Genomic DNA, 22471 nt, shown 5'->3' on the forward strand with positions numbered 1-22471 from the left:
CTCAATGTGTTCGGCTGAGATCGGAAATCAACCGCTGCCAGAAGAGAGGGAAGAACGGCGTGCCTTGGGCCTATCGACAAGTGACGGGCCCTTAGTCCTGGAAGAGCGCCGTGGACAGGTAGCGCTCGCCGGTGTCGGCGAGCAGCGCCACGATGGTCTTGCCCTCGTTCTCGGGGCGCTTGGCCAGCTGCAGTGCGGCCCACACGGCGGCACCGGACGAAATGCCCACGAGCACGCCCTCCTTGTGGCCCACGGCGCGGCCGGTGGCAAAGGCGTCCTCGTTCTCGACGGGGATGATCTCGTCGTAGACCTGGGTGTCGAGGACGTCGGGCACAAAGCCGGCGCCGATACCCTGGATCTTGTGCGGGCCTGCCTGGCCCTTGGAGAGCACCGGGGAGGTGGCGGGCTCGACGGCGACGACCTTAATCTCGGGGTTCTGCTCCTTGAGGAACTCGCCCACGCCGGTCACGGTGCCGCCGGTGCCAACGCCGGCGACGAAGATGTCGACCTTGCCGTCGGTGTCGTCCCAGATCTCGGGGCCAGTCGTGGCCTTGTGAATGGCCGGGTTCGCGGGGTTCACAAACTGGCCGGCGATGATGCTGTTGGGAGTCTCCTTCTGCAGCTCCTCCGCCTTGGCGATAGCGCCCTTCATGCCCTTGGAGCCGTCGGTGAGCACGAGCTGCGCACCGTATGCCTGCATCAGCTTGCGGCGCTCGACGGACATGGTCTCGGGCATGGTGATGATCACCTTGTAGCCGCGGGCCGCCGCCACCGAGGCGATGCCGACGCCGGTGTTGCCGCTCGTGGGCTCGATGATGGTGTAGTCGCCGCCACGCACGAGCTTGCCGGCCTTCTCGGCCTCGTCAATCATGTTCTTGGCGACGCGGTCTTTAACGGACCCGGCGGGGTTGAAGTATTCCAGTTTGACGAGCACGCGGGCCCTGAGGTCCTCGTCGGCCTCAAAGTGGGTGAGCTCCAGAAGCGGGGTGTGGCCGATAAGCTGATCGATGGACGTGTAAACATTGCTCATGGTGAACCTCCAAAGTGTTCAAATGACTGGATACCGTGTGGTTTTACGGTGTTTCTAGCAGCGAAACCCACAAACCTTATAGGTTGTTCGTTTAGCTGTTGGGAAGCATAGTAGACACTAAAGCCTAGTAATGCAATAGGAAATAGGAGATTATTGCAAGTTGATTAACCATCTTGACCGGAACGGGTATTTTCAAAGTCAATTTTTCGGCTAGAATTTCAACGGACTAAAAGACCGAAAGGCAGCACTATATATGTTGGTTTCTACTAAGGGCAGGTACGCCCTGCGCGTTATGGTCGACCTGGCCGAGCACCAGGCGACAGGCCGTATCCCGCTTAAAGAGATTGCGGCGCGTCAGGGTATTTCGGAGAAGTACCTCGAGAATATTCTGGCTACGCTCGTGCGCGCCAATATGCTCTCGGGCATGCGCGGCAAGGGCGGCGGCTATGTGCTCACGCGCCCGCCCGAGCAGTACACGGTGGGCGAGATTCTGCGCCTGACCGAGGGTAGTCTGGCACCGGTCGCATGCCTGGACGGCGACTGCAAGGGCTGTTCGCGTTCGGATGAGTGTCCCACACTCGATGTGTGGAAGAACCTGGACAAGCTCATCAACGACTACCTCGATGGCGTGACGCTCGATCAACTTGTCGCTCCCAACGAAGGCTACGATTACGTCATCTAACCCACACCTGCCATTTGGGGACGGGGTGGAAATGGCAGATTCTCTCGCCCTTTGAGACTTGGCAAATAAGAAGGCCGCCCATTTTTGTGATGGGCGGCCTTCGTTTTGGGCTGTTGAGACGGGCGCGGCCGGAATGGCCGTTTTAGCCCTCGGCGATGCTGTCGAGGATGCTGCGCATGATGGACACCAGGATGCTGCCCATAAAGGCCGATCCAAAGCTGGCGATGGAGATACCCGCGCCCAGCAGATTGACCGACAGATAGCTGGCCAGCTCGAGCATAAAGCTGTTGACTACGAGCTGAAAAATACCCAGCGTAATGATCGTGAGCGGCAGCGAGATAACCGTCAGAAACGGCTTGACGAGCGAATCGACGATGTTCAGGAACAGTCCCACGAAGGCGAAACAGACCCAGGCCTCGGCAAAACCGAAGGGCTGGATGCCGGGGACGAGGAACGTGGCAATCGCGATGGCGATCGAGGTAAAGAGCCAGTTAAGCATAAAGCGCATGGTGTGAATCCTTTCTTGCGCAGGGTGCGTCGGTGTCGCGTGAAGCGGTTTGCTGCGGCGGCTTGGACGGCCGCTCGGGTGTGCCGCCTTGTTCGGCCGCCCATTGTCTCAGATATTCGTGGAGCTTACGTGCGCATTCGGTTTCAAAACGGCGTTCGTCCTGAAAAACGCGCCGCTGGCAGAGAGTCTTGTCGCTTTAGTTTGGTGGTGTGCTACACTGCTACGGGCAAAAGCCACAGGCGTTGCCCTATTGCATAGAACGGGCGAACGATGCCCGATGTCAGTATCAACTTCGATGCCTTATGGCGGGTTTGGCGGTGATCGATGAATATCGAGAACATGTTTGACAAGCCTGATGTCAAGCAGCTGGTCCACGCATTTAGTCTTTTGGATGACGAGAAGGATATCCAGGCGTTTTTGACCGATATCTGCACGCCGCGCGAGATCTGCGATCTTTCGCAACGTCTGCAGGTTGCGCGTTATCTGGATGAGGGCGAGCCTTATGTTGAGGTTCAGGCCCGCACCGGCGCTTCGTCCACTACGGTGAGCCGCGTGTCCAAGGCACTCAACGGCGAGTACGGCGGCTATCGCAAGATCCTCATCAAGCTGGAGGATGGCGAGTAGGCCAGCGACAAAAACGAATTGCGCAGAACCGTCCCTTCGGGGGCGGTTTTTTGATCCCTTGGGGACGGAGGAAATCTGTTGGCGTGGGGCAAATGTGTCCGCGCGGGCGGGTAGGATGGAAGCACTGATTATTGCGAACGGTTTGAGTGGAGGACCATGCCTGTTCGAATCTATACCACCAACGCCGGCGCGGATTTGAGCGATGCCGAGGCGGCGCTGCTCGCCGACCTGGTTGCCCGCCACGGGCGTGCCGTTTTGCTGGCGCCTACGTTTGCCGAGCTCGATCTGTGCCGTCATGATGCGGCGGAAGTTGGGGTTTCACTGGGTATCGATTACAAGACCCCTTCGTCGTGGCTTCGCTCGCTTTGGGAGCTTTTGGGCGACGGGCGCGGTTTCGTCGACAACCTGCAGCGCCAGATGCTGTTTTCGGACATGGTAGCGCGTCTCGACGACGCCGACCTGCAGCCGCTTTCGCGCAGCCAGGGCACGGTGCGTATGCTCGCGCGTATGGCTCGCGATGTGCTGCCGGGTGTGGCAGGGACAGGTGCCGAGCGTTGCTGCGACAACGTTTGCAAGCCCAAGCCCAGAAGCGACGCCGAGGCTCGCGTGTTTGAACTTTTGTGCGCCTATGCGCGCGGTTTGGACCGTCGAGATATGGTCGAGCCCTGCGAGGCGGCCGACATTATGGCCGGTGCCCTGGCCGATAACCTGCCGGCGTGCACCCGCGCCGTATGCGTGCGCGGTGTCACGTCGTTTACGCACGGCCTGCTCGAGCTGCTGTCTGCCGTGGCGAACAATGGGGGAGAGGTCGTCGTGCTGCTTGCCCGCGAGCAGGCGGCGATGCGTGAGGAGCTTGCCGCGGCATTTGATGCCCGCGGCGTGCTGTTTGAGGCCGCGCCGCTGGGGGAGGACGCCGTCGCGTCTGATGTCGCTTGCGGGACTGCCGCTCAGCCAGTCTTTATTGAGGTCGCCGGTCCCCATGCCCGTGCTCATGTCTATGCGGACGCAATTGATGATCTGGTAAAAACGTGCCGGGGTTCCGAGGTCAACGGCGCCGCCGGCGCCTCTGCCGACCCCGCGCGCGTGCTCGTTGTTTCTGCCCGGGCACCCCAGCTGTTCGGTGAGCTCGCCTCTCGTCTGGCGGCTCGTCATATCGCTGCCGAGACAGTTGAGTTCACGGCGTTTTCCCAATCCATTGCGGGCAGGCAGTTTGCGGCGCTCGCCGGCCTGATCGAGCGCATGAAGGCCGCCGACGAGGGCATGGCGTCAAAGACCGAGTGGTGGCCCGCGCCGGAGCTTACCGACTGGATCTACAGTCCGCTTTCGGGCGCTGATGCCGCCAGCGCGCGCACGTTCGACAAGAATATGCGACTGTCGCGCAGCAAGACCACTGCGGGCGTCAAGAGCCTGCTGCAGAGCGTGCAGGGCCAGGTGAGGGGCGCGCGTAAAGCGGCGAGCGACGAGAACTGGTTTAAGAACGTTCCGTGCGTGGTCTCGGACGTGTTCCAGGCGCTGTGGCGTGACAAGCCCGTGACGGCGCTCAAGGCCATGCTTGCCGTTGTCGAGGCGTTGCCCGATCGCTCGCTGGGCAGCTTGGATGGCCAAGCCCGTCGCCAGACGGAGGTGGCCCTGCTGCGCCACGCCATCGACATCCTTATGAATGGCGCCCGCGCGCTCGACGTGTCGCAGGCCGCGGCCGTGCCCGTGCTCGATGGCGTTCGAACCAAGGTGGACAAGCGCAGTACGGCATATGACTACGAGACATTTGAGGTCGACCGTGCGCCGCGCGCCCAGGTGCGCTTTGCATCGCTTGCCGATGCAGCAGCTCTGCGCCCCGGTAGCTATGATGCCGTCCTGTTTGCCGATGTCGATCTGGACAGCTATCCGCTCTCGCATGAGGAGGGTCCGCTGGCCACGCTGACGGCAGAGTTAGATCGCAGCGGTGTGACGCTTGAGCCTGCGGCCTTGCTGCGCGCACGCTTTGGCCGCGCGATACAAGCGTCGCGTGGTCCGGTTGCGCTTGCCCGCGTGACGCACGATCGCCAGGCGCGCGAGTGCTACCCGGCTGCCGTGTGGACCAAGTTGCGGGCGCATGCCGAGGCCACTAACGATGCTAAGGCCGCTGACGCCGACAAGGCCGCTGACGCCGACAAGGCCGCTGACGACGCTAAGGCCGTTGGCGCCGACAAGGCGAAGTGTGTGGGTGAGGGCGATATCGTAAGGGACTTCGATCCCGCGGCAGGCGAAGGTCTCAAGCGCGAGCGCGTGACCTGTGAAGCCCCTCAGCATCTGAGTGCCGAGGCCGTGCCGTATTTGGTCCTGCATCGTCGCGACGACGAGGGCGAGGACGCGCCGCTCGTGCCGCGCCTGACGTCCGCCTCGCAGATCGAGGCCTACTCCACCTGCCCGCTGTGCTGGTTCGTGTCGTATCGCATCAAGCCCCAGTCCATCGATGCGGGCTTTGGCAACATGGAGAAGGGCAACTTTGTCCATGACGTGCTGGAGCACTTGCATGCGCGTCTTCCGCAGGAGGGCATGGAGCGCGTGACGCCCATGAATCTGCCGCGCGCGAAGGAGCTGCTGCACGAGGTCTTTGCCGAGACCCTGGCCGAGCACGCCGGCAAGCGCGGTACCGAGGGCCCGGTGGTGCCGCTCTCCCCGGTGGAGGAGCGTCAGGTGGCCGAGATTCTGCCGCAGTTGGAAGGCGTGCTCGCCTACGAGTCCGAGGCGCTCGCGCCCTTCGCGCCGCGCTATCTGGAGTTTGCGTTCAACGAGCTCCAGGTCGAGTATGCCGGTTGGCCGCTCGGCGGGCGCATCGACCGCGTGGATGTGGATGCCGAGAATCGCGCCGTGGTAATCGACTACAAGCATCGTTCGGGTGTCGAGGAGTTTAAGCTCGCCGATCCTACGGTGCGCGACGAGGAGTCGGGCGAGGCCCCCATCGACGACCCGCGCTGGCTGCCGCCCCATACCCAGACACTCATCTACGCCCAGGCCATGCGCCGGGCGCTGGATCTGGATGCCCGTGCGGCGCTCTATTTTTCGACCAAGGGCGGCAAACCGGCGCTGCGCGGCGCCGCGAGTGCCGAGCTGCTCGAGGAGGAGCGTGGTGACGGCCGCATCCCGGGGCTTAAGAAGGGCTTTCCCGGCGAGGGTGGCAGCATGGACTTCGACGCCCTGCTCGATCGCGTGGAGGCCGGCATCGCCGAGCGCCTGCACGAACTCGAGGCAGGCGACGTTGCCGCCGTCGACCCGACGTCGGCTCAGGCCGCGCATGCGCGCTGCTCGTATAACCACGAAGGAACGTTTGTAAGGAGGGACGTGTAGACCATGGATCTTTCGACTTTGATGCCGCAACAGCTGCAGATCGTCAAAACGCTCGACCGTCCGCTGTTTGTCTCGGCGGGTGCCGGTTCGGGCAAGACCTTTACCCTCACGCGCCGCATCGTCTACGCGCTCTCGCCCGAATCCGGTCCGTTTGTCGAGCATCTGGACCAGGTGCTCGCCATTACCTTTACCAAAGATGCCGCGGCCGAGATTCGCGACCGCGTGCGTCGCGCGCTTATCGAAGAGGGTATGGACGAGGAGGCCCTGACCGTCGACGACGCTTGGATCTCGACCATTCACGGTATGTGTTCGCGCATCCTGCGCGCGCATGCGTTGGAGCTGGGCATCGATCCCGAGTTCACGGTGCTTACCGATACCGATGAGCTTATGGATCAGGCTGTCGAGCATGTGCTGGGGCGCGCGACGGCGCCCGATGCCGCGCCTGAGCTCGCCGCCTCGCTTAAGGCCCTCTACGCTTGGTATCCCATGGCGGGCGAGGGCGGGCCGTTTGGCGCCGGTACCACCATCAAAGGTCTGGTGCGCGACCTGCTGGAGCTATCGAGCCAGCTGCCGGGCGGCATGGACGATGTGTGCGTGGCGCGCGGCCAGGCCGACACCTCTGCGCTTGCCGACGCCTATCGCGCGGCGTTGGGTGCGAGCAAGGCCGCGACCGAGAAAGCGCAGGTGGCACTCGATGCCATCGACGCGTTTGAGGCGAGCGGCAAAACCATGGAGGATGCAGCGCGACTCATGATGTCGTGCAGCATGCCTCGGGCGAGCAAGGCGTTTCCTAAGGAGCAGGTGGAGCTGCTCAAGGCCGAGGCTGCCGATGCGTTTATCAATATCGTGCTGGCCTGCGGTGGTCCCGCGCTCGATGCGCTGGTGGGCCTGGCCCGTTCCGTGGAGGCTGAGTATCGCGCGCTGAAGGCCGGCCAGTCCGCGCTCGATAACAACGACCTACTGCGTATGGCGTACGAGGCGCTGCGCGACTACCCGGCTATTCGAGCGGCCTATGAGGGTCGCTTTAAGATGGTCATGATCGATGAGTTCCAGGATACCGACCAGATGCAGGTCGATTTGATCCGTTACCTGACGGGCGCGGGGGAGCGCGCACTGTGCACCGTAGGCGATGCGCAGCAGTCGATCTACCGCTTCCGTGGTGCCGAGGTCGAGGTGTTCCGTCGCCAGGAGCGCAAGGTGGGTTCGACGACGGCGCCCGAGACGGTCGCCACGTCCGATGCCCCCGCCGGCGAGCTCGTCAAGCTTGTACGCAACTTCCGCAGCCACGACGAGGTGCTGCGCTATGTGGCGCGCGTCTTTGACGGCGACACCGGTGGTTTGATGCAGGGGTTCTTGGATCTTGAACCGAGCGACGAACGCGAGGACAAGCTCAAGGCGAAGGCATCGCGCCGCCAGGCGCTGCTCGTTGCCGGTGGCAGTACGCAGGAGCGAACGCAGGCGAAAGCTCGCGCGATTGCGGAGCGATTCCAAGCACTCGTTAAAGCGGGCCAGCCCCAGGGCAGCATGGTCCTGCTGCTGGGCCGCATGACCAACGCCGATGTCTATGCGCAGGCCTTCCGCGACCAGGGGCTCGACTGCGTGATCGCAGGCGGCTCGGTCTTTGCCCAGGCAGCCGAGGTGCAGACGGTGCGTGCCCTGGTCTGCGCACTCGCCAATCCGGCCGATACGGCGCAGGGCCTTATGCCGCTGCTCGCCTCGCCGATGTTTGCGCTCGGCGCCCAGGAGTTCCTGGCGCTGGCGACCAAGCTGGACGACCAGACGGGGGAGACCTCGCGCCGCAACATCGATGCGGGTATCATGAGCGATTTCGATGTGCCGGGTTTGCAAGACTTGCCGCTCGTGACGCGCGCCCGCGAGGTGCTGCGCTACGCGCTTCGCCGTGTGGGGCGCGATTCGTTCGCCGCCATCGCGCGCGATACTGTCAACGCCTCCGGCTGGTTTGTGCGTCTGGCACAGCGTGGTCCCGAGGGCAGGGCCATTGCCGCCAACGTGCTTAAGGCGCTCGATGCCGTGGCCGAGGCGGAGGCCGAGTTCGGTAACTCGCCGCGTTCCATTGCGCTTGCCTTCGACCGCTTCTTGGCGGGCAAGGAGGCCCCAGGTGCCCTCAACGAGGAGGGCGACGGCGCGGTGCGCATCATGACGGTGCATGCCTCCAAGGGCCTGGAGTATCCGGTCGTGGCGGTTGCGGAGTGCTTTGGCGTGCGTAAGTCCTCGGGTGCGGCTCAGATGGGGCGTGTCGAGGGCGGAGCGCAGGTCGTGGCGCTGCCGGCGCGCTTCGACGGCGTTAAACTCGCGGACGGCACGTTCGTGAAGGGCGATGACGTCAAAAAACAGTTTGAGCACGCGTTTAAGGGCAAGGGCACGTCGCTGTGGCTGCCGCCAGAGCTCATGGAGGACGTCTGTGCGACGGGCTCTCCCGCCGAGGCATTTGCCCGCCTGCGTAACGACGACCTGCAGCTTTCGCTCGAGGAGCGGGCTCGCTTGCTCTATGTCGCCATGACGCGTGCGCGAGAGCTGGTCATTCTGGCGATGGATGCCGGCGTGAGCCGCGGCAAGGTGACGGCGCCGACCTTCGACGTCGAGACCGATCTGACCTATGACGTGCTGCGTCGTATTCTGCCTACCGACGCTCTGGACATGCCGCAGCTCGATGCCGACCGCCTGGTGTTCGACAACTCCAAGCCGGGCGACTACGAGCTCATCTCGCTGGCGGACTTTACGTTTGGCGAGCAGGCGTTTGAGGCCAATGCTTCTCTGGATGCCGAGGGCAGGCTTGTCCGCGGCGATGCGGAGCCGGGGGGCGCCGGTGCGGATGCCCGCGCCGCCGTTCCCGGCCCTGCCGACCCCGAGCCCGATGCGTTTGAGCTCGTGTATCCCCAGACGGTGGGCGTGCGCATGGGCGCCTGCCCGTATCCGGTGCGCGATTCGTACAGCTACTCGTCAATTGCCGCGGCGCTGCATGCCGAGGCCGAGGACCGTGCCGCCGAGGCGCGCGTGCCCATGGACGAGGCTGGCGATGATGCCGAGTCGGATGGCTCGGAAATGACGGATGCGGACGTGGCCGCTGTCGAGCCCGCCGGCAATCCCATGGCCTTGGGTTCGGCCTTCCATGCCGCCTGCCAGTGGCTGATCGAGATGGGTGCCGATGAGCTGCCCGCCGAGCGTGCCGACGCCCTGGCTCGCCTGTGGCGCCTGACGCCGGAACAGCGCGAACGCTTCGACGTTGCCCTGGATCGCTGGCTCAAGTCGGCGGTCCGTGCCGAGCTACTTGCCTGGCCGTGCGTTCGCGCCGAGGTGCCGTTCTTTTCGCTGGGCTGCGAGGATGAAGACATCGCTCGCTACGGTGCATATGCCGAGGGCGCCATCGATGCTTTGGCGACGAACCCGGCGGATTCGTCATGCGCGCTGGTCATCGACTACAAGACGGGCGGCACGCCGGACGAGACGCCGGAACAGCTGCAGGAGAAGCACGCCCTGCAGGCGCGCGTCTACGCTGATGTTTTGCACAAGGCGGGCTTTGAGGCCGTGACCGTCAAGTTCGTCCGCGTGGAGCAAGTCGACCTCGCCAACCCGTGCGAGCCTCAGGTGGTCACCTACAGCCTCTAGCCCTCAATAACTTGCGGTGGAATACGGACTGTTTTGGCCAAAAAAGCCGGCAAACAGTCCGTATTTCACCGCAACTCAATAGGAGCCGTGTGGGTTTGGCTAGGTTCGGGTGCTGTCCGTGCCGTGGGGTAAAATCGTTCAGTCAGAACACGAACCCGCATCGGAGCTCATCACATGGCATTCGTCCATCTGCACAATCACACTGTTTTCTCCATGCTCGACGGCGCAACCCGTATCCAGGATATGGTCAACCGTGCCGTTGAGCTTGGCATGCCCGCCGTGGCCATTACCGACCACGGTTACATGTACGGCGTGCCCGATCTGGCGCTGGCCTGCGACGCCGTCAACCACAACACACCCGAGTACAAAACCTGGAGCCACGACAAGGCCTTCTTGGAAAAGGATCGCCGCGACGAGCTGGTGGAGCCCGATCCCGAGGCAAACCCGCGCGAGCATGCCCAGTATGTGAAGGACATGGCCATGTGGGATGAGAAGGGCAACATCGACGAGCTCAAGCCGCCCCTGGTCATCAAGCCCATCTTTGGCTGCGAGGTCTACTTTACGCCGGACGAGACCCTTGCCCGCGACCACAAGCCCGAGCTCTACCACATGATCCTCCTGGCCAAGGACCAGGAGGGCTACGTCAACCTGATGCAGACGGTTTCCGAGGCCGCCGTGCAGGGCTTTTACTACAAGCCCCGCGTGACGCTCGACAACCTGCGCCGCCATGCCAAGGGCATGATCTGCACGAGCGCCTGCATCGCGGGCATCATTCCCAAATACATCGACCGCGGTGACATGGAGGGCGCCATCAAGTGGGCCGAGACCTTCCGCGATACCTTCGAACCCGGCGACTTTTATATCGAGATCCAGGAACACGGCATCACCACCGACAACGGCCTGACCGACGAGCAGATGGACCGCACGCTCATCGATATCGCCAAGCAGGTGGGCGTCAAAGTCATTGCCACCAACGACTTCCACTACCTGCGCCGCGAGGACGCGCCGGTGCAGGACGTCATCATGTGCATTGGCATGAACGCCAAGGTCGACGACCCCAACCGCATGCGCATGACCGGCTCGGAGTTTTATATGAAGACCGAGGAGGAGATGCGGGCGATGTTCCCGTATTGCCCCGAGGCCTGCGACAACACGCTCGAGATCGCCGACAAGTGCTACGTAGAGCTGGACTGGGACTCCATCATCCTGCCGCGCTTCCCGCTGCTCGATCCCGGCGAGACGCACGAGAGCCAGTTCCGCCGCGAGTGCGAGAAGGGCCTGCGCCAGCACTATGGTGACGACTGGGCCACGCGCGAGATCGGTGGCGTCAACATCAAAGACCGCTTTGAGTACGAATACAAGGTCATTTGCGACAAGGGCTTTGCCGCCTACTTCCTCATCGTCGCCGAGTACGTGCAATGGGCCAAGGACAACGGCATCGGCGTCGGCCCCGGCCGTGGCTCGGCCGCCGGCGCTATCGTCGCCTACGCCATGAACATCACCGCGTTCGACCCGCTCGAGAACGGCCTGATGTTCGAGAGGTTCCTGTCCCCGCAGCGTACCGAGATGCCCGATATCGATATGGACTTCGACGATGAGCGGCGCCTCGAGGTCGTGGAGCACGTTCGCCAGCTCTACGGCCCCGAGAAGGTCACCCACGTCATCACCTACTCGACCATTAAGGCCAAGCAGGCCATCAACGATGCCGCGCGCGTTCTGGACTACCCGGTCTACATGGGCCAGCGCCTGTCCAAGATGGTCTCGAGCGACCCCAAGGTCAAGCTCAAGCAGGTACTCGAAAAACAACCCGGCAAAGAGGATCTGTTTAACCCCGACTTTGCCGAGGCCTATAAAAAGGACGACGACGCCCGCCGCATCATCGACACGGCGCTCTCGATTGAGGGCCTCACCCGTGGCGAGGGCGTGCACGCGTGCGCCGTTCTGATCTGCCGCGACCCCGTCAACGAACATGTGCCCACCAAGCTCGACACCAAGGGCGGCGTCGAGATTACCCAGTACGAGGGCCATACCGTTGCCGACATGGGCCTGCTCAAGATGGACTTCTTGGGCCTGCGCACGCTGACGGTTATCTCCAAGGCCAAGGCAAACATCAAAAAGAACTTCGGTATCGACATCAAAGAGGAAGAGATCCCCTTTGACGATCCCGAGATCTTTAAGCTCATGGGCTCCGGTCACACTGCCGGCGTCTTCCAGGTCGAGTCCGCCGGCATGACGGCCACGATCAAGAACATGAAGCCCACCGAGTACAAGCACGTCGTGGCATTGATCGCCCTGTACCGCCCGGGCCCGCTGGGCGCCGGCATGGTCTCGTCCTACATCAACCGTATGAACGGCAAGGAGCCGGCCGTCTCCTACGACGACCGCCTGGACGACATCCTGGGCGAAACCTACGGCACCATGGTCTACCAGGAGCAGGTTATGCTCATCTCCGTCGAGATGTGCGGTTTCTCCAAGGGCGAATCGGACTCGCGTATCCGTAAACCCGTGGCTAAGAAAAAGATCAAGCTGCTCACGTCGACGGTGCTGCACTGGGAGGATGGCTCGGACGAGACCACCTACGACCACTGGATGAACGGCGCTATCAAGAACAACTACACGCGCGAGGTCGCCCAGAAGATTTGGGACGATGTTCTCGAGTTCGCGTCCTACGCCTTCAACAAGTCGCACTCCGCCGGCTACGCCATCCTGGTTATGCAGACGGCGTGGCTCAAGGCACACTATCCGCATGAGTACATGGCGGCCGTTCTGACGTCCTATACGGGCAAGACCGACAAGATCGTTCACTACGTCTCGGCGTGCCGTCACGATGGCATTCCCGTGCTGTCGCCAGACGTCAACGAGTCCGGCACCGAGTTCACGGCTACCAAGGAAGGCGTGCGTTTTGGTCTGGCCGGCATCCGCGGCGTGGGCACCGGCGTGGCGCAGGCGATCATCGCCGAGCGCGAGGCGGGCGGCCCGTTTAAAACGCTGCACGACTTTGTCGAGCGCGTGGACTCCAGCCAGGCCAACCGCCGCGTGATCGAATCGCTCATCAAGGCAGGCGCCTTCGACTCCACGGGGTATCCGCGTCGCCAGATGATGCACTTTGTGGACAAGAACAACCCCGAGAACATCATCGATGCCGCGGTAAAGCGCCAGAAGGATCGCGCGAGCGGCCAGACGTCGTTCTTCGATATGTTTGGCGACGTTGAGGGCTCGGGCTTTGAGGTGAGCGTGCCCGATCCGGATGGCCAGGAATGGGACCGCCACCTTAAGTTGAGTCAGGAGAAGGAGGTTCTGGGCATCTATGTCTCGGACCACCCGCTACGCCCGTTTGAGTATGCACTAGCCAAGGCGCGTGACTTCTCGTTCTCGCAGATCGACACCGGCTACGAAGTTCAGAATCCTACGGGCGGCACCATCAACCAGGAAATTCCCGAGGGCAAGGCGCTGTGGTGGGCCGGCATGGTCTCGAGCGTGTCCAAGCGCGTGACCAAAAACGGTGACCCCATGGGCATCGTGCAGCTCGAGGACATGGAAGGCGAGGCCACCGTCGTCGTGTTCCCCAAGACCTACAAGGAGGCCGAGGGGTACCTGTACGGCGAGGTCGATCCCGAGACCGGCGCGCAGCTGTCCGATGCCTTTGTGCGCATTAAGGGCAAGCTCGAGCGCTCGGACCGCGGCGACCAGATCATCGCGCAGGAGATCGTGCCGCTCGAGCTCAACGAGGAGAACAACAAGCCCAAGGTGTTTGAGGTCATGGTGCCCAACAGCCGCTTTAGCCAGGGCAATATGGCGCGCCTGGCCACGGTGCTCACCGCTAGCCCGGGCGGCGACCGCGTGGAGATCTTTATCGAGCAGGTGGACGGGCGCGTGCTGCGTGCCGAGGTACCTGCCAAGGTCAACGCGCGTTCGATTCCGCTGCTGGCCGAGGCCAAGGCCATTGTGGGTAACCAGGGCCGCGTGACGGTGATCTAAGCTACCCCGGGTGAGATTGGAGGAAGTGATGGCGCAGGGGACGTTTGTGCAGGCGCTTCGCAAAGAGGCGGCGTTGAGCGGCACCTTTATGAAGGGGCGTTCGCTCATGCTCAACGGTGCCGTGCTGTCGATCGAGGACAGCGGCTCGCGCTTCTCCAAAAACGTGACGGTCGAGGGCGCGGTGCGCGGCTCGCGCGGTTACCTGTACAAGACGCACGTGGCGCTCGACATGGACGAGCACGAGGTTATCGACTACGACTGCGACTGCCCCGCCGCATACCGCTATCCCGGTATGTGTAAGCACGCTATTGCCACGGCGCTGGCGTATTTGGATGCCAGCGGCGCCGAGCCCGTCGAAGGTTTGCGCACGCCGGTTCGCACGTTTACGGCGCAGCCGAAACAGCCCGCGCGCGCCATGTCCGCCGCGCCGGCCGTCAACCCCAACTTTCCCTTCCCGGCGCCCGTCCCCACGAGCCCGAGCCTTGTGGCGGCGCTCTCCGATCTTTTGGACGCGCGCATGGATGAGCTGGCGAGCATGCGCCGCAAGCTTGCCGGTGCCGTTGATCCCGACGCCCCCAAAGCGGCATTGGAGCCCTCGTTGGTGCCGTACTACAATCCGCTGTTCGCTGACCGCTTTAGCTGGGCGCTCGAGTTCCGCATTCGCTGTGGATCGGTCTCCTACGTGGTCAAGGATATCGACGGCATGGCCGATGCCTATGTCCGAGGCGGCACCTTCTCGTACGGCAAGAAGCTCACGTTTGTCCATACGCCCGAAGCCTTTGACGAGGTTTCGGTGCGCCTGCTCGACCTTGTTGTGGCAACGGTTGTGTATCTGAGCGACATCACGAGTTCGCGTTCGGCGTCGTACGATTTTGCACGCAGCGGCTTTGTCGCCGAGCGCCAGCTGCCGCTGTCCGAGCATGACATCGTATACATGCTGGACTTGCTACCTGGCCGGACCATTTCCTTTGAGCCCGCCTGGTCGCGGGGAACGACAACGCATCGTTCCTATGAGGTAGCGGTTGAGTTGTCGCCGGTGGGGGAGGACGAGGCCTCGGCAAAACAACCGCCGCTCCTTGCCGCCAAGATCGCGCCGGCGGCCGGTGGCAGCTACGACCTGCGTCTGCCCGCCGATATGTACTGCTTTGTCTCGGGCGACGTTGCCTATCTGGTTGACACGCACCGCGCGCGCCGCGCCGATGCGGCGTTTGCCCAGCATGCCGCACCGTTTCTGTCGCGTCTGCTGCCCTGTCGCACGCCGGTCCATATCGCCGTCGAGCAGGTGGGTGAGTTCTGCCGCATGGCGCTGCCCATTTTGCGCGACTACACCGACCTCACCGCGCCCGCCGCGCTCGATACCGTGGCGCCCGAGCCGAGCTTTGCCATGTCAATCGGTGTCGACGACGGGCTCGTGACCTGCAAAATTACGGTTACCTACGGCGACTGGTCGGCAGATCTCTTTGGCCTGGGCGCTCCGGGAAGCCCCTTCGAAGACCAGCGCCCGGGCGTGCCGCCGCGCGACGAGGTGGCAGAGTTTCGCGTTATGGACACGGCTGCCATGTACTTCGATTTCCACGAGGGCGGCCTGGCGTTTGAGGAACGCGATGACGAGAGCCTGTTCTGCCTGCTTACCGAGGGCCTGTCTGCCCTGTCCGAGCTGGGCGAGGTCATGCTCAGCGACCGCCTGCGCCAGATCTCGGTGCGCCCTGCGCCCAAGCTTTCGGTGCGCGCGACCGTCAAGAGCAACCTGCTCGATGTCGAACTGGGCGCGAGCGGTCTTTCGGCGGCAGATCTTGCCATCTATCTCGACTCCTACAAGCGTCATCAGACGTTTGCGCGCCTGACGTCCGGCGACATCGTACGCCTGGATGAGGGGGCGCGCGCCGCGTTTGGTCTTGCCGAGGACCTGGGTGTCGATGCCGTCGATCTGCTCGATGGCGTGTCGCTTCCCGCGTCGAGTACCCTGTTCGTCGACAGCATGCTCGCGCGCACGCCCGCGCTCGAAGCCGATCGCGACGCTGCGTTCCGCCGCACCGTCGAGCGCCTGGATACGCTCGGCAAGATGGACTTTACGGTGCCGGCATCTCTCAAGGCCACGCTACGTGGCTACCAGGTCGATGGCTACCAGTGGCTCGGCTCGCTCGAGCACCTGGGCCTCGGCGGCATTTTGGCCGACGACATGGGCCTGGGCAAAACCCTGCAGATGATCGCGCATATCCTGGCGCGCGTGGAAGCGGGAGACGCCAAGCCCACGCTCGTGGTATGCCCCGCGTCGCTCGTGTATAACTGGACTGCCGAGCTGGAGCGCTTCGCGCCTTCGCTCGACGTGTGCGCCATTGTGGACGCCAAGGCTCAACGCCGCGTGCAGATCGCCGGCGTGGCCGAGCATAACGTGGTCGTGACGTCATACGACCTCATGCGCCGCGATATCGACGAGTATGCCGAGCAGGACTTTGCCCGCGTCGTGCTCGACGAGGCCCAGTACATTAAAAACCCGCTCACGCAGGTGGCGTGCGCTGCCAAGCGCTTGCCGGCCGGCGTGCGCTTTGCCCTGACGGGCACGCCCATCGAAAACCGCCTGTCCGAGCTCTGGAGCATCTTCGACTTCTTGATGCCGGGCCTTTTGGGGACGCGCGAGTCGTTTGCCAAGCGCTTTGAGAGCCCCGTCGAGCATGCCGAGGGCGATAGCGCCGCTCGCCTACAGTCGCTCGTGTCGCCGTTTGTGCTGCGCCGTGTTAAGGAAGACGTGGTGGCCGACCTGCCCGAGAAGATCGAGGACACCGTCATGGCACAGCTCACCGGCGAGCAGCGCAAGCTCTACCTGGCCAACCAGGACCGCATCGCCCAGCAGGTGCAGCATCGTGAGGCATCCGAGTTTAAGAAGGACAAGCTCAAGGTGCTCGCCGAGCTCACCAAACTGCGCCAGATCTGCTGTGACCCACACCTGCACTACGAGGACTACAAGGCGGGGAGCGCCAAGCTCGACGCTTGTATGGAGCTCGTGCACGGTGCGCTCGACGGCGGGCACCACATTCTGCTGTTCAGCCAGTTCACGGGCATGCTCGATATTATCGGCAAGCGCTTGGCCAAGGAGGACGTCGGCTTTCTTAAGCTCACGGGCGCTTCGTCTAAGGAGAGCCGCGCCAAGATGGTCGCGCAGTTCCAAGCGGGCGAGGTGCCGGTGTTCTTGATTTCGCTCAAGGCGGGTGGCGTGGGCCTTAACCTGACGGCTGCCGACGTGGTCATCCATTACGACCCGTGGTGGAACGTGGCCGCGCAGGACCAGGCGACCGACCGTGCGCACCGTATTGGCCAGCAACATACCGTGACCGTGTACAAGCTCATCGCCAAGGACACGATCGAGGAGCGCATCATGCAGATGCAAGAGTCCAAACGCGACCTGGTCAACAGCGTGCTCGGCGGCGACGGCATCTCCTCGGCGCTGTTTACCCGCGAGGATGTTCTGGCACTGCTCGGCGGCGACGGGCGCTAACCCGCTCGGGTGGGGCCGCCAGGGCGGATAGCGCACGTTGCCCCATCGTCCCCGCTCGTTATGTGTTCATTTGCGATGCCGTGGATGGTTCGCGCGCCTTTGGGCATAAGAAGCATCGAGAACATCGGCACATCAGCAAAGGAGAACATCATGGCGAAATTCTATAAGGACCCCGACGGCAAGCTCATTGCCGCCCTTGGCAACGACGTTGCAACCCCTGCCGGTTGCACGGAACTGACCGCAAACACTGAGGACGCGGCGCACGAGAAGCACGTGCCTGTTGTCGAGACCGAGCGCGACGGTCACGTGATTCGCGCACGCGTTGGCTCGGTCGAGCACCCCAGCCTGCCCGAGCACTACATCGAGTGGATCGCCCTTGAGGCCGAGGGCCGTCTGGAGGTCCATTACCTCCAGCCCGGCATGAAGCCCGCGACGTTTTTTGCCGGCGGCTCCAAGACCGGCACCGTCTATGCCTATTGCAACCTGCATGGGCTGTGGTCCGCGACGTTCTAGGAGCGCGTCCCCGCTCGGGGTATCATAGCTAGCATATGCACATGCGAGCGCCGACTGCATCATGCGGCCGGCGCTTTTACTACGACAACGATGGTTTACGACGGAAAGGGCTGAGCCATGAAGCTCGCACTTGCACAGATCGATATGCGCCTGGGTGATATTGAGGGCATTTGCGGCCGCATCGAGGACCAGGCTCGTCTGGCCCACGAGCGCGGGGCACGCGTGCTGTGCGTGCCGGCTCCGCTCTTTATGGGCGCCATGCCCGGGGGCCTGGTGGGCACTGCCGACTTTGAGCACGACATGCTTGCCGGCTTGACTGGTGTCGCCGAGCGTATCCAGGAGCTTGACATGATCTGCATCGTGCCCGCGGCGGTTTCGTTTGAGGGCCAGCCGCTGCTCGACTACATGATGCTCAAGGACGGTCATGTGGTGCCGGCGCGTTCGAGCATTGCCCTGCAGCGTGGCGAGAACAACGACACGCGTTGGGCGCCGCCGGTGTTCGACGTGGACGGCGTGCGCATCGCCGTGATTTTTGACTTGGACCGCGAACTCGAGATGTTGCCGACCGGTGTTGACCTCATTGCGTATTTCCAATTCAATGCGTTTGACATGACCGACCGCGAGACTGCCGCCATTGCCGCCGTTCGCAGCGGCGCCTACCGCAAGATCGCATCCAAGCGCAGTGTGTGGTTTGCCTGTATGGCGCCGGTCGGTGCCTATGACGAGTCGGTGTATACCGGCGGTTCGTTTGTGCTCGACGACTGCGGTCGCGTGGTGGCCCAAGCGCCGTGTTTTGAGGAGAGCCTGCTGGTTCAGGAGATTCAGCGCGGCGTGATGCTCGATGCCCTGGAAGATCACGAACTGCCCGAGTTCCGTTCCGAGGAGTGGCTGTGGCAGGCGCTGGTGCTCGCCGTGCGCGACAACGCCCGGGCCCACGGTGCGTCGCGCGCCGTGGTGGCACTCGAGGGCGACTTGCCGTCGTCCCTGCTGGCGGCGCTGGCCGTCGACGCTCTGGGCCCACGTAATGTGATTGGCCTGGTGCTGGGGCGCAACCGCATCTTTACGCCGGCGCAGGAGGAGGCCGAGGCTGCTCGCTGTGCCGCCGTTCGCGCCATTGCCGAGCGCCTGCATATTCGCACGGTTGAGCGCGATGCGCCGGATGCCGCGCGCGTGCTCGACCGCGATGTGTCGGCGGGCGACGCCGAGCGCCTGCGCTCTCGCACGCTGGGCCTCATGCTGGAGGACACGGCGCTCGAGTTGGGTGCGATGGCGCTGAGCCCGCTGTCCAAAACCGAGTACGCACTGGCGGCGCCGGCGCTTTGCGGCGGCTACCAGGGCGATTATGCGCCCTTTGGCGATGTGTACCTGTCGACGCTTGAGTTTGTGGCGCGCGTGCGCAACCGCACGTCTGCCGTGGTGCCCCAAGAGCTCGTGACGCTCAACGCGGTGGAAGATTGTATGGAGCGAGTGCTGGCGCAGGCGCTCTCGACGCTCGACGGTCCGGTCGATATGCTCGACCGCGCGGCACAGCTGCTCGGCGGGGTCGAGCCGGGTGAGATCGATGGCGCGCTTGAGGCGCACGTGGACCGCAATCGATCTTTCGACGACATCCCGATGGCCGCTGGCAAGCCTGAGGCCTGCTCGCTGCTGCTGATGCTCGTTCGACAGGGTGAGGCTGCCCGCCGCATGTTGCCGACGGCGCCGATCGTTTCGTCCCGTTCGTTTGCCGAGCGCTCCTGGCCGTACATGCTCGCGTGGTCCGACCTGGGGCTTAACGGCAAGGAGCGTATGACGGTCGATTCGCTGGCGCGCGCCGAGGTGCGCCGTTTTGCTGACGAGGATACTAGTGAGCGCGTGCGAAACGAGATGATGGGCGTGCTGGGCGAGCTACTGGGTATTTCGCCCGAACAAATGGAGGAGTTGCGCTCTGAAGACGGTCAGCGTCGTTTACACGAGGGAATGAAAAAGTTCGAGGGCGAGGTTCAGGACGCCATCGATAAGATGATGGGCGGCCAGGGTGGCCCGCAGGGTGGGCCCCAGGGTGGCCCGATGCCGCATCCGCCGGTTGATCCCCGACAGTTCCCGTTCTTCTCGCAGAACTAAAAAGGTTACGCGGTTTTGCCAAACCGCGTAACGAGTCGACGCTGCGCGAGCCCCTGCCGGGCAATCTGCCGCTCAAACCGTCGCTTGCGTACAAAAGTACGCGGCGCTCCTCTTTCGCGACACCTTGCCACGGCAGGGACTCGCTCGCTGACTTATGCTCAACCTATGGTTCAACCTTGCTTGCTAGATGCGGCCGCTATTGTGTTATTCTAGAACAGACGTTCGTGAATGATGCGCGGGGCCTTGTCTTGCGCTGCGCTTGTGGCGAGGGGAGGTTGGCTTGGTTATCTTGGGCATTGACCCCGGTTTGGCTCATACGGGTTGGGGGATTATCGAGGAGCGGCGTGGCGAGGTTCGCTGCCGTGCCTATGGCTGCATCGAGACCAGCGCGGGTAGTCCGCTCGCGGTGCGCCTGTCGCATATCGCCCGCGACCTCAAGGGCGTCGTGGAGCGTTATCGACCCGATACCGCTGCCATCGAGAGCATTTACTTTGGCGCCAACGTTCGCTCGGCCATCCCTACGGCGCATGCCCGCGGTGCCGCGCTCGTGGCGCTTTCGGAATGCGCGCTCGAGATTGGCGAGTACACGCCTATGCAGATTAAGCAGGCTGTTGTGGGCACCGGAGCCGCGGACAAACGGCAGGTCGCGTATATGGTTCGTACGCTCACGCAGCTCGACCACGACCCGCATCCCGACCATGCCGCCGATGCCCTGGCTTGCGCCATCTGCCACGTAAACCTCAGCCGCACCCGTGCCCTTACCGGTGGCGAGTTCTATCAACAGAGAGGAACCGGATACTGATGATTTCCCAGCTCCATGGAACGCTTGTCGAGGCCACGATGAGCTCGGCCGTCGTCGACGTGTCGGGCGTTGGCTTTGAGCTCGGCATCTCGGGCGGCACTGCGGCCACGTTGCCGACGCCCGGCGGCGAGGTCCGCCTCTACACGCGCATGCAGGTGCGCGAGGACGCCATGACACTTTTCGGTTTTTCCTCTAAGGATGAGCGTACGATGTTCGACCGGCTCGTGTCCGTCTCGGGCGTCGGTCCGCGCCTGGCGCTTGCCGTGCTCTCCACCTATACCGTGGGCCAGTTGTATTCGCTGGTGATGGCCGAGGACGACAAGGGCATGGCCAAGGTGCCCGGTGTGGGCAAAAAGACCGCGCAGCGTCTGATCCTGGAGCTCAAGAGCACCTTTGCCAAGGATAAGGGCTTTGTGCCGGTCGACGTGATTCCCGGACAGGTTGCGATGCCCGTGCCCGCTGCCGCTCCCTCGGCCATTGATGATGCTCGTGCGGCACTCCTTTCCATGGGCTTTAGCCCGCAGGAGACCGATGTCGCTCTGAGCGGGTATGATGGGCAGGATATGCGTGTCGAGGATCTGCTCGGCGCGGCGCTTAAGCGACTCGGAATGGATGCGTGATGTGGGAAGCCGATGACTCTCAGGACCTGTGGGCGACGCCCGGCAACTCGCCGGCGGCATCCATGGCGCACGGCGAGCGCATGGTGGGCTCGGAGCTGACGGCCGAGGACCTCGATGTCGACCGCACTTTGCGCCCCCAGCGCCTGGACGACTACTGTGGCCAGGAGCACATCAAGCAGAGCCTGCGCGTGTTGATCGAAGCGGCGCAGAGCCGTGGCGAGACGCTCGACCACGTGATTTTCTCGGGTCCTCCGGGCCTGGGCAAGACCACGCTGGCCACCGTTATCGCCAACGAGCTGGGCGCTCAGATCAAGACCACGAGTGGCCCTGCCATCGCGCGCACCGGTGACCTGGCGGCTATCCTTACCAACCTGCAGCCGGGTGATGTGCTGTTTATTGACGAGATCCACCGCCTCAACCGTTCGGTCGAGGAGGTCCTGTACCCCGCGATGGAGGACTTTGCCCTCGATATCGTGATCGGTAAAGGCCCGGCCGCACGATCGATTCGCCTGGATATCCCCAAGTTTACGCTGGTGGCGGCAACGACCCGCTCGGGTATGCTGACTGGCCCGCTGCGCGACCGCTTTGGCATTTCATATCGCCTGGATTACTACACGGTCGAAGAACTCGCGCAGATTGTGACGCGCTCGGCGTCCATCCTGGGTGTGACAATAGACCATCCGAGCGCGCTCGAGATCGGCTCACGCTCGCGTGGCACGCCGCGCTTGGCTAATCGTTTGCTCAAGCGCGTGCGCGACTATGCGCAGGTGCGTGGCAACGGCCCCATCGAGCTCGATATTTGCCGTCAGGCACTCGAGTTCTTTGAGATCGACGAGCTCGGCCTGGACTGGATGGATATTCGTATCTTGGAGACGCTTGCCAAGACGTTCTCCGGTCGTGCCGTGGGACTTACGACCCTTGCCAGCGCGGTGGGCGAGGACCCGGGCACGCTCGAGGATGTCTATGAGCCGTATCTGCTGCAGTGCGGGTTGATGATTCGTACGCCGCAGGGCCGTCAGGCAACCCTTCGCACCTTTGAGCACCTGGGGATTGAACCTACCATTTAGGGCGCTTTGTTTTGGCGGGTTGTTAAGCTATCGCTGAGCATTGGATAAACAGATCGCCGTTTGTCGGTTGCGGGTGTTTTACTATTGCACGCCCGTG

Annotated in this window: 13 protein-coding genes; 11 read left to right on the forward strand and 2 right to left on the reverse strand. The window is 63.2% G+C overall.

Annotation, left to right across the window (positions count from 1 at the left end; all coding sequences use genetic code 11):
* Positions 1-91: 91 nt before the first annotated feature.
* On the reverse strand, positions 92-1030 hold the full coding sequence (gene cysK, locus DWX39_RS05310; protein WP_117758743.1) for a cysteine synthase A: 939 nt from the start codon (positions 1028-1030) through the stop codon (positions 92-94).
* 253 nt (positions 1031-1283) lie between these two features.
* Here cysK and DWX39_RS05315 point away from each other — a divergent pair, with 253 nt between their 5' ends.
* The gene (locus DWX39_RS05315) at positions 1284-1712 is read left to right on the forward strand and encodes an Rrf2 family transcriptional regulator (RefSeq protein ID WP_117564502.1); all 429 of its coding nucleotides are present in this window, start codon (positions 1284-1286) and stop codon (positions 1710-1712) included.
* 142 nt (positions 1713-1854) lie between these two features.
* Here the strand turns inward: DWX39_RS05315 and DWX39_RS05320 are convergent, their stop codons facing one another.
* Positions 1855-2220 carry a phage holin family protein gene (locus DWX39_RS05320; protein ID WP_055250947.1) on the reverse strand — a complete coding sequence of 122 codons (366 nt, stop codon included), beginning with the start codon at positions 2218-2220 and terminating at the stop codon, positions 1855-1857.
* 324 nt (positions 2221-2544) lie between these two features.
* Between DWX39_RS05320 and DWX39_RS05325 the strand changes: the two genes are divergently transcribed.
* From DWX39_RS05325 to ruvB, 10 genes are all read left to right on the forward strand, one after another.
* A complete protein-coding gene (locus tag DWX39_RS05325; protein WP_022094855.1) occupies positions 2545-2844 on the forward strand; it encodes a YerC/YecD family TrpR-related protein in 300 nt (99 codons plus the stop codon).
* A gap of 156 nt (positions 2845-3000) precedes the next feature.
* Complete coding sequence (locus DWX39_RS05330; protein ID WP_117758744.1) at positions 3001-6171, forward strand: PD-(D/E)XK nuclease family protein; 3171 nt, start codon at positions 3001-3003, stop codon at positions 6169-6171.
* 3 nt (positions 6172-6174) lie between these two features.
* Positions 6175-9798 (forward strand): UvrD-helicase domain-containing protein, encoded by a 3624-nt coding sequence (locus DWX39_RS05335; RefSeq protein WP_117758745.1) that lies wholly within the window; start codon positions 6175-6177, stop codon positions 9796-9798.
* A 174-nt stretch (positions 9799-9972) separates the two neighbouring features.
* Positions 9973-13776, forward strand: a complete 3804-nt coding sequence (gene dnaE / locus DWX39_RS05340; protein WP_117758746.1) for a DNA polymerase III subunit alpha — start codon at positions 9973-9975, stop codon at positions 13774-13776.
* A gap of 28 nt (positions 13777-13804) precedes the next feature.
* Positions 13805-17269, forward strand: a complete 3465-nt coding sequence (locus tag DWX39_RS05345) for an SNF2-related protein (RefSeq protein WP_117758747.1) — start codon at positions 13805-13807, stop codon at positions 17267-17269.
* A 150-nt stretch (positions 17270-17419) separates the two neighbouring features.
* The gene (locus DWX39_RS05350; RefSeq protein ID WP_117758748.1) at positions 17420-17782 is read left to right on the forward strand and encodes a desulfoferrodoxin family protein; all 363 of its coding nucleotides are present in this window, start codon (positions 17420-17422) and stop codon (positions 17780-17782) included.
* Between the two features lie 117 nt (positions 17783-17899).
* Positions 17900-19885, forward strand: a complete 1986-nt coding sequence (locus DWX39_RS05355; protein WP_117637342.1) for a hypothetical protein — start codon at positions 17900-17902, stop codon at positions 19883-19885.
* A 280-nt stretch (positions 19886-20165) separates the two neighbouring features.
* Positions 20166-20687, forward strand: a complete 522-nt coding sequence (gene ruvC, locus DWX39_RS05360) for a crossover junction endodeoxyribonuclease RuvC (protein WP_035137351.1) — start codon at positions 20166-20168, stop codon at positions 20685-20687.
* A complete protein-coding gene (gene ruvA / locus DWX39_RS05365; protein ID WP_117758749.1) occupies positions 20687-21307 on the forward strand; it encodes a Holliday junction branch migration protein RuvA in 621 nt (206 codons plus the stop codon). Before ruvC ends, ruvA begins: the two co-directional genes overlap by 1 nt.
* Positions 21307-22374, forward strand: coding sequence for a Holliday junction branch migration DNA helicase RuvB (ruvB, locus tag DWX39_RS05370; protein WP_117629582.1), 1068 nt, complete (start codon positions 21307-21309; stop codon positions 22372-22374). Before ruvA ends, ruvB begins: the two co-directional genes overlap by 1 nt.
* Positions 22375-22471: the final 97 nt, after the last annotated feature.

The organism is Collinsella sp. AF19-1LB, from assembly GCF_003459655.1.
Lineage (GTDB): Bacteria > Actinomycetota > Coriobacteriia > Coriobacteriales > Coriobacteriaceae > Collinsella.

Bases quoted from the DNA above. Each gene is read 5' to 3' on its own strand.
- cysK (WP_117758743.1), bottom strand. From the start codon at position 1,030: ATGAGCAATGTTTACACGTCCATCGATCAGCTTATCGGCCACACCCCG.
- DWX39_RS05315 (WP_117564502.1), top strand. From the start codon at position 1,284: ATGTTGGTTTCTACTAAGGGCAGGTACGCCCTGCGCGTTATGGTCGAC.
- DWX39_RS05320 (WP_055250947.1), bottom strand. From the start codon at position 2,220: ATGCGCTTTATGCTTAACTGGCTCTTTACCTCGATCGCCATCGCGATT.
- DWX39_RS05325 (WP_022094855.1), top strand. From the start codon at position 2,545: ATGAATATCGAGAACATGTTTGACAAGCCTGATGTCAAGCAGCTGGTC.
- DWX39_RS05330 (WP_117758744.1), top strand. From the start codon at position 3,001: ATGCCTGTTCGAATCTATACCACCAACGCCGGCGCGGATTTGAGCGAT.
- DWX39_RS05335 (WP_117758745.1), top strand. From the start codon at position 6,175: ATGGATCTTTCGACTTTGATGCCGCAACAGCTGCAGATCGTCAAAACG.
- dnaE (WP_117758746.1), top strand. From the start codon at position 9,973: ATGGCATTCGTCCATCTGCACAATCACACTGTTTTCTCCATGCTCGAC.
- DWX39_RS05345 (WP_117758747.1), top strand. From the start codon at position 13,805: ATGGCGCAGGGGACGTTTGTGCAGGCGCTTCGCAAAGAGGCGGCGTTG.
- DWX39_RS05350 (WP_117758748.1), top strand. From the start codon at position 17,420: ATGGCGAAATTCTATAAGGACCCCGACGGCAAGCTCATTGCCGCCCTT.
- DWX39_RS05355 (WP_117637342.1), top strand. From the start codon at position 17,900: ATGAAGCTCGCACTTGCACAGATCGATATGCGCCTGGGTGATATTGAG.
- ruvA (WP_117758749.1), top strand. From the start codon at position 20,687: ATGATTTCCCAGCTCCATGGAACGCTTGTCGAGGCCACGATGAGCTCG.
- ruvB (WP_117629582.1), top strand. From the start codon at position 21,307: ATGTGGGAAGCCGATGACTCTCAGGACCTGTGGGCGACGCCCGGCAAC.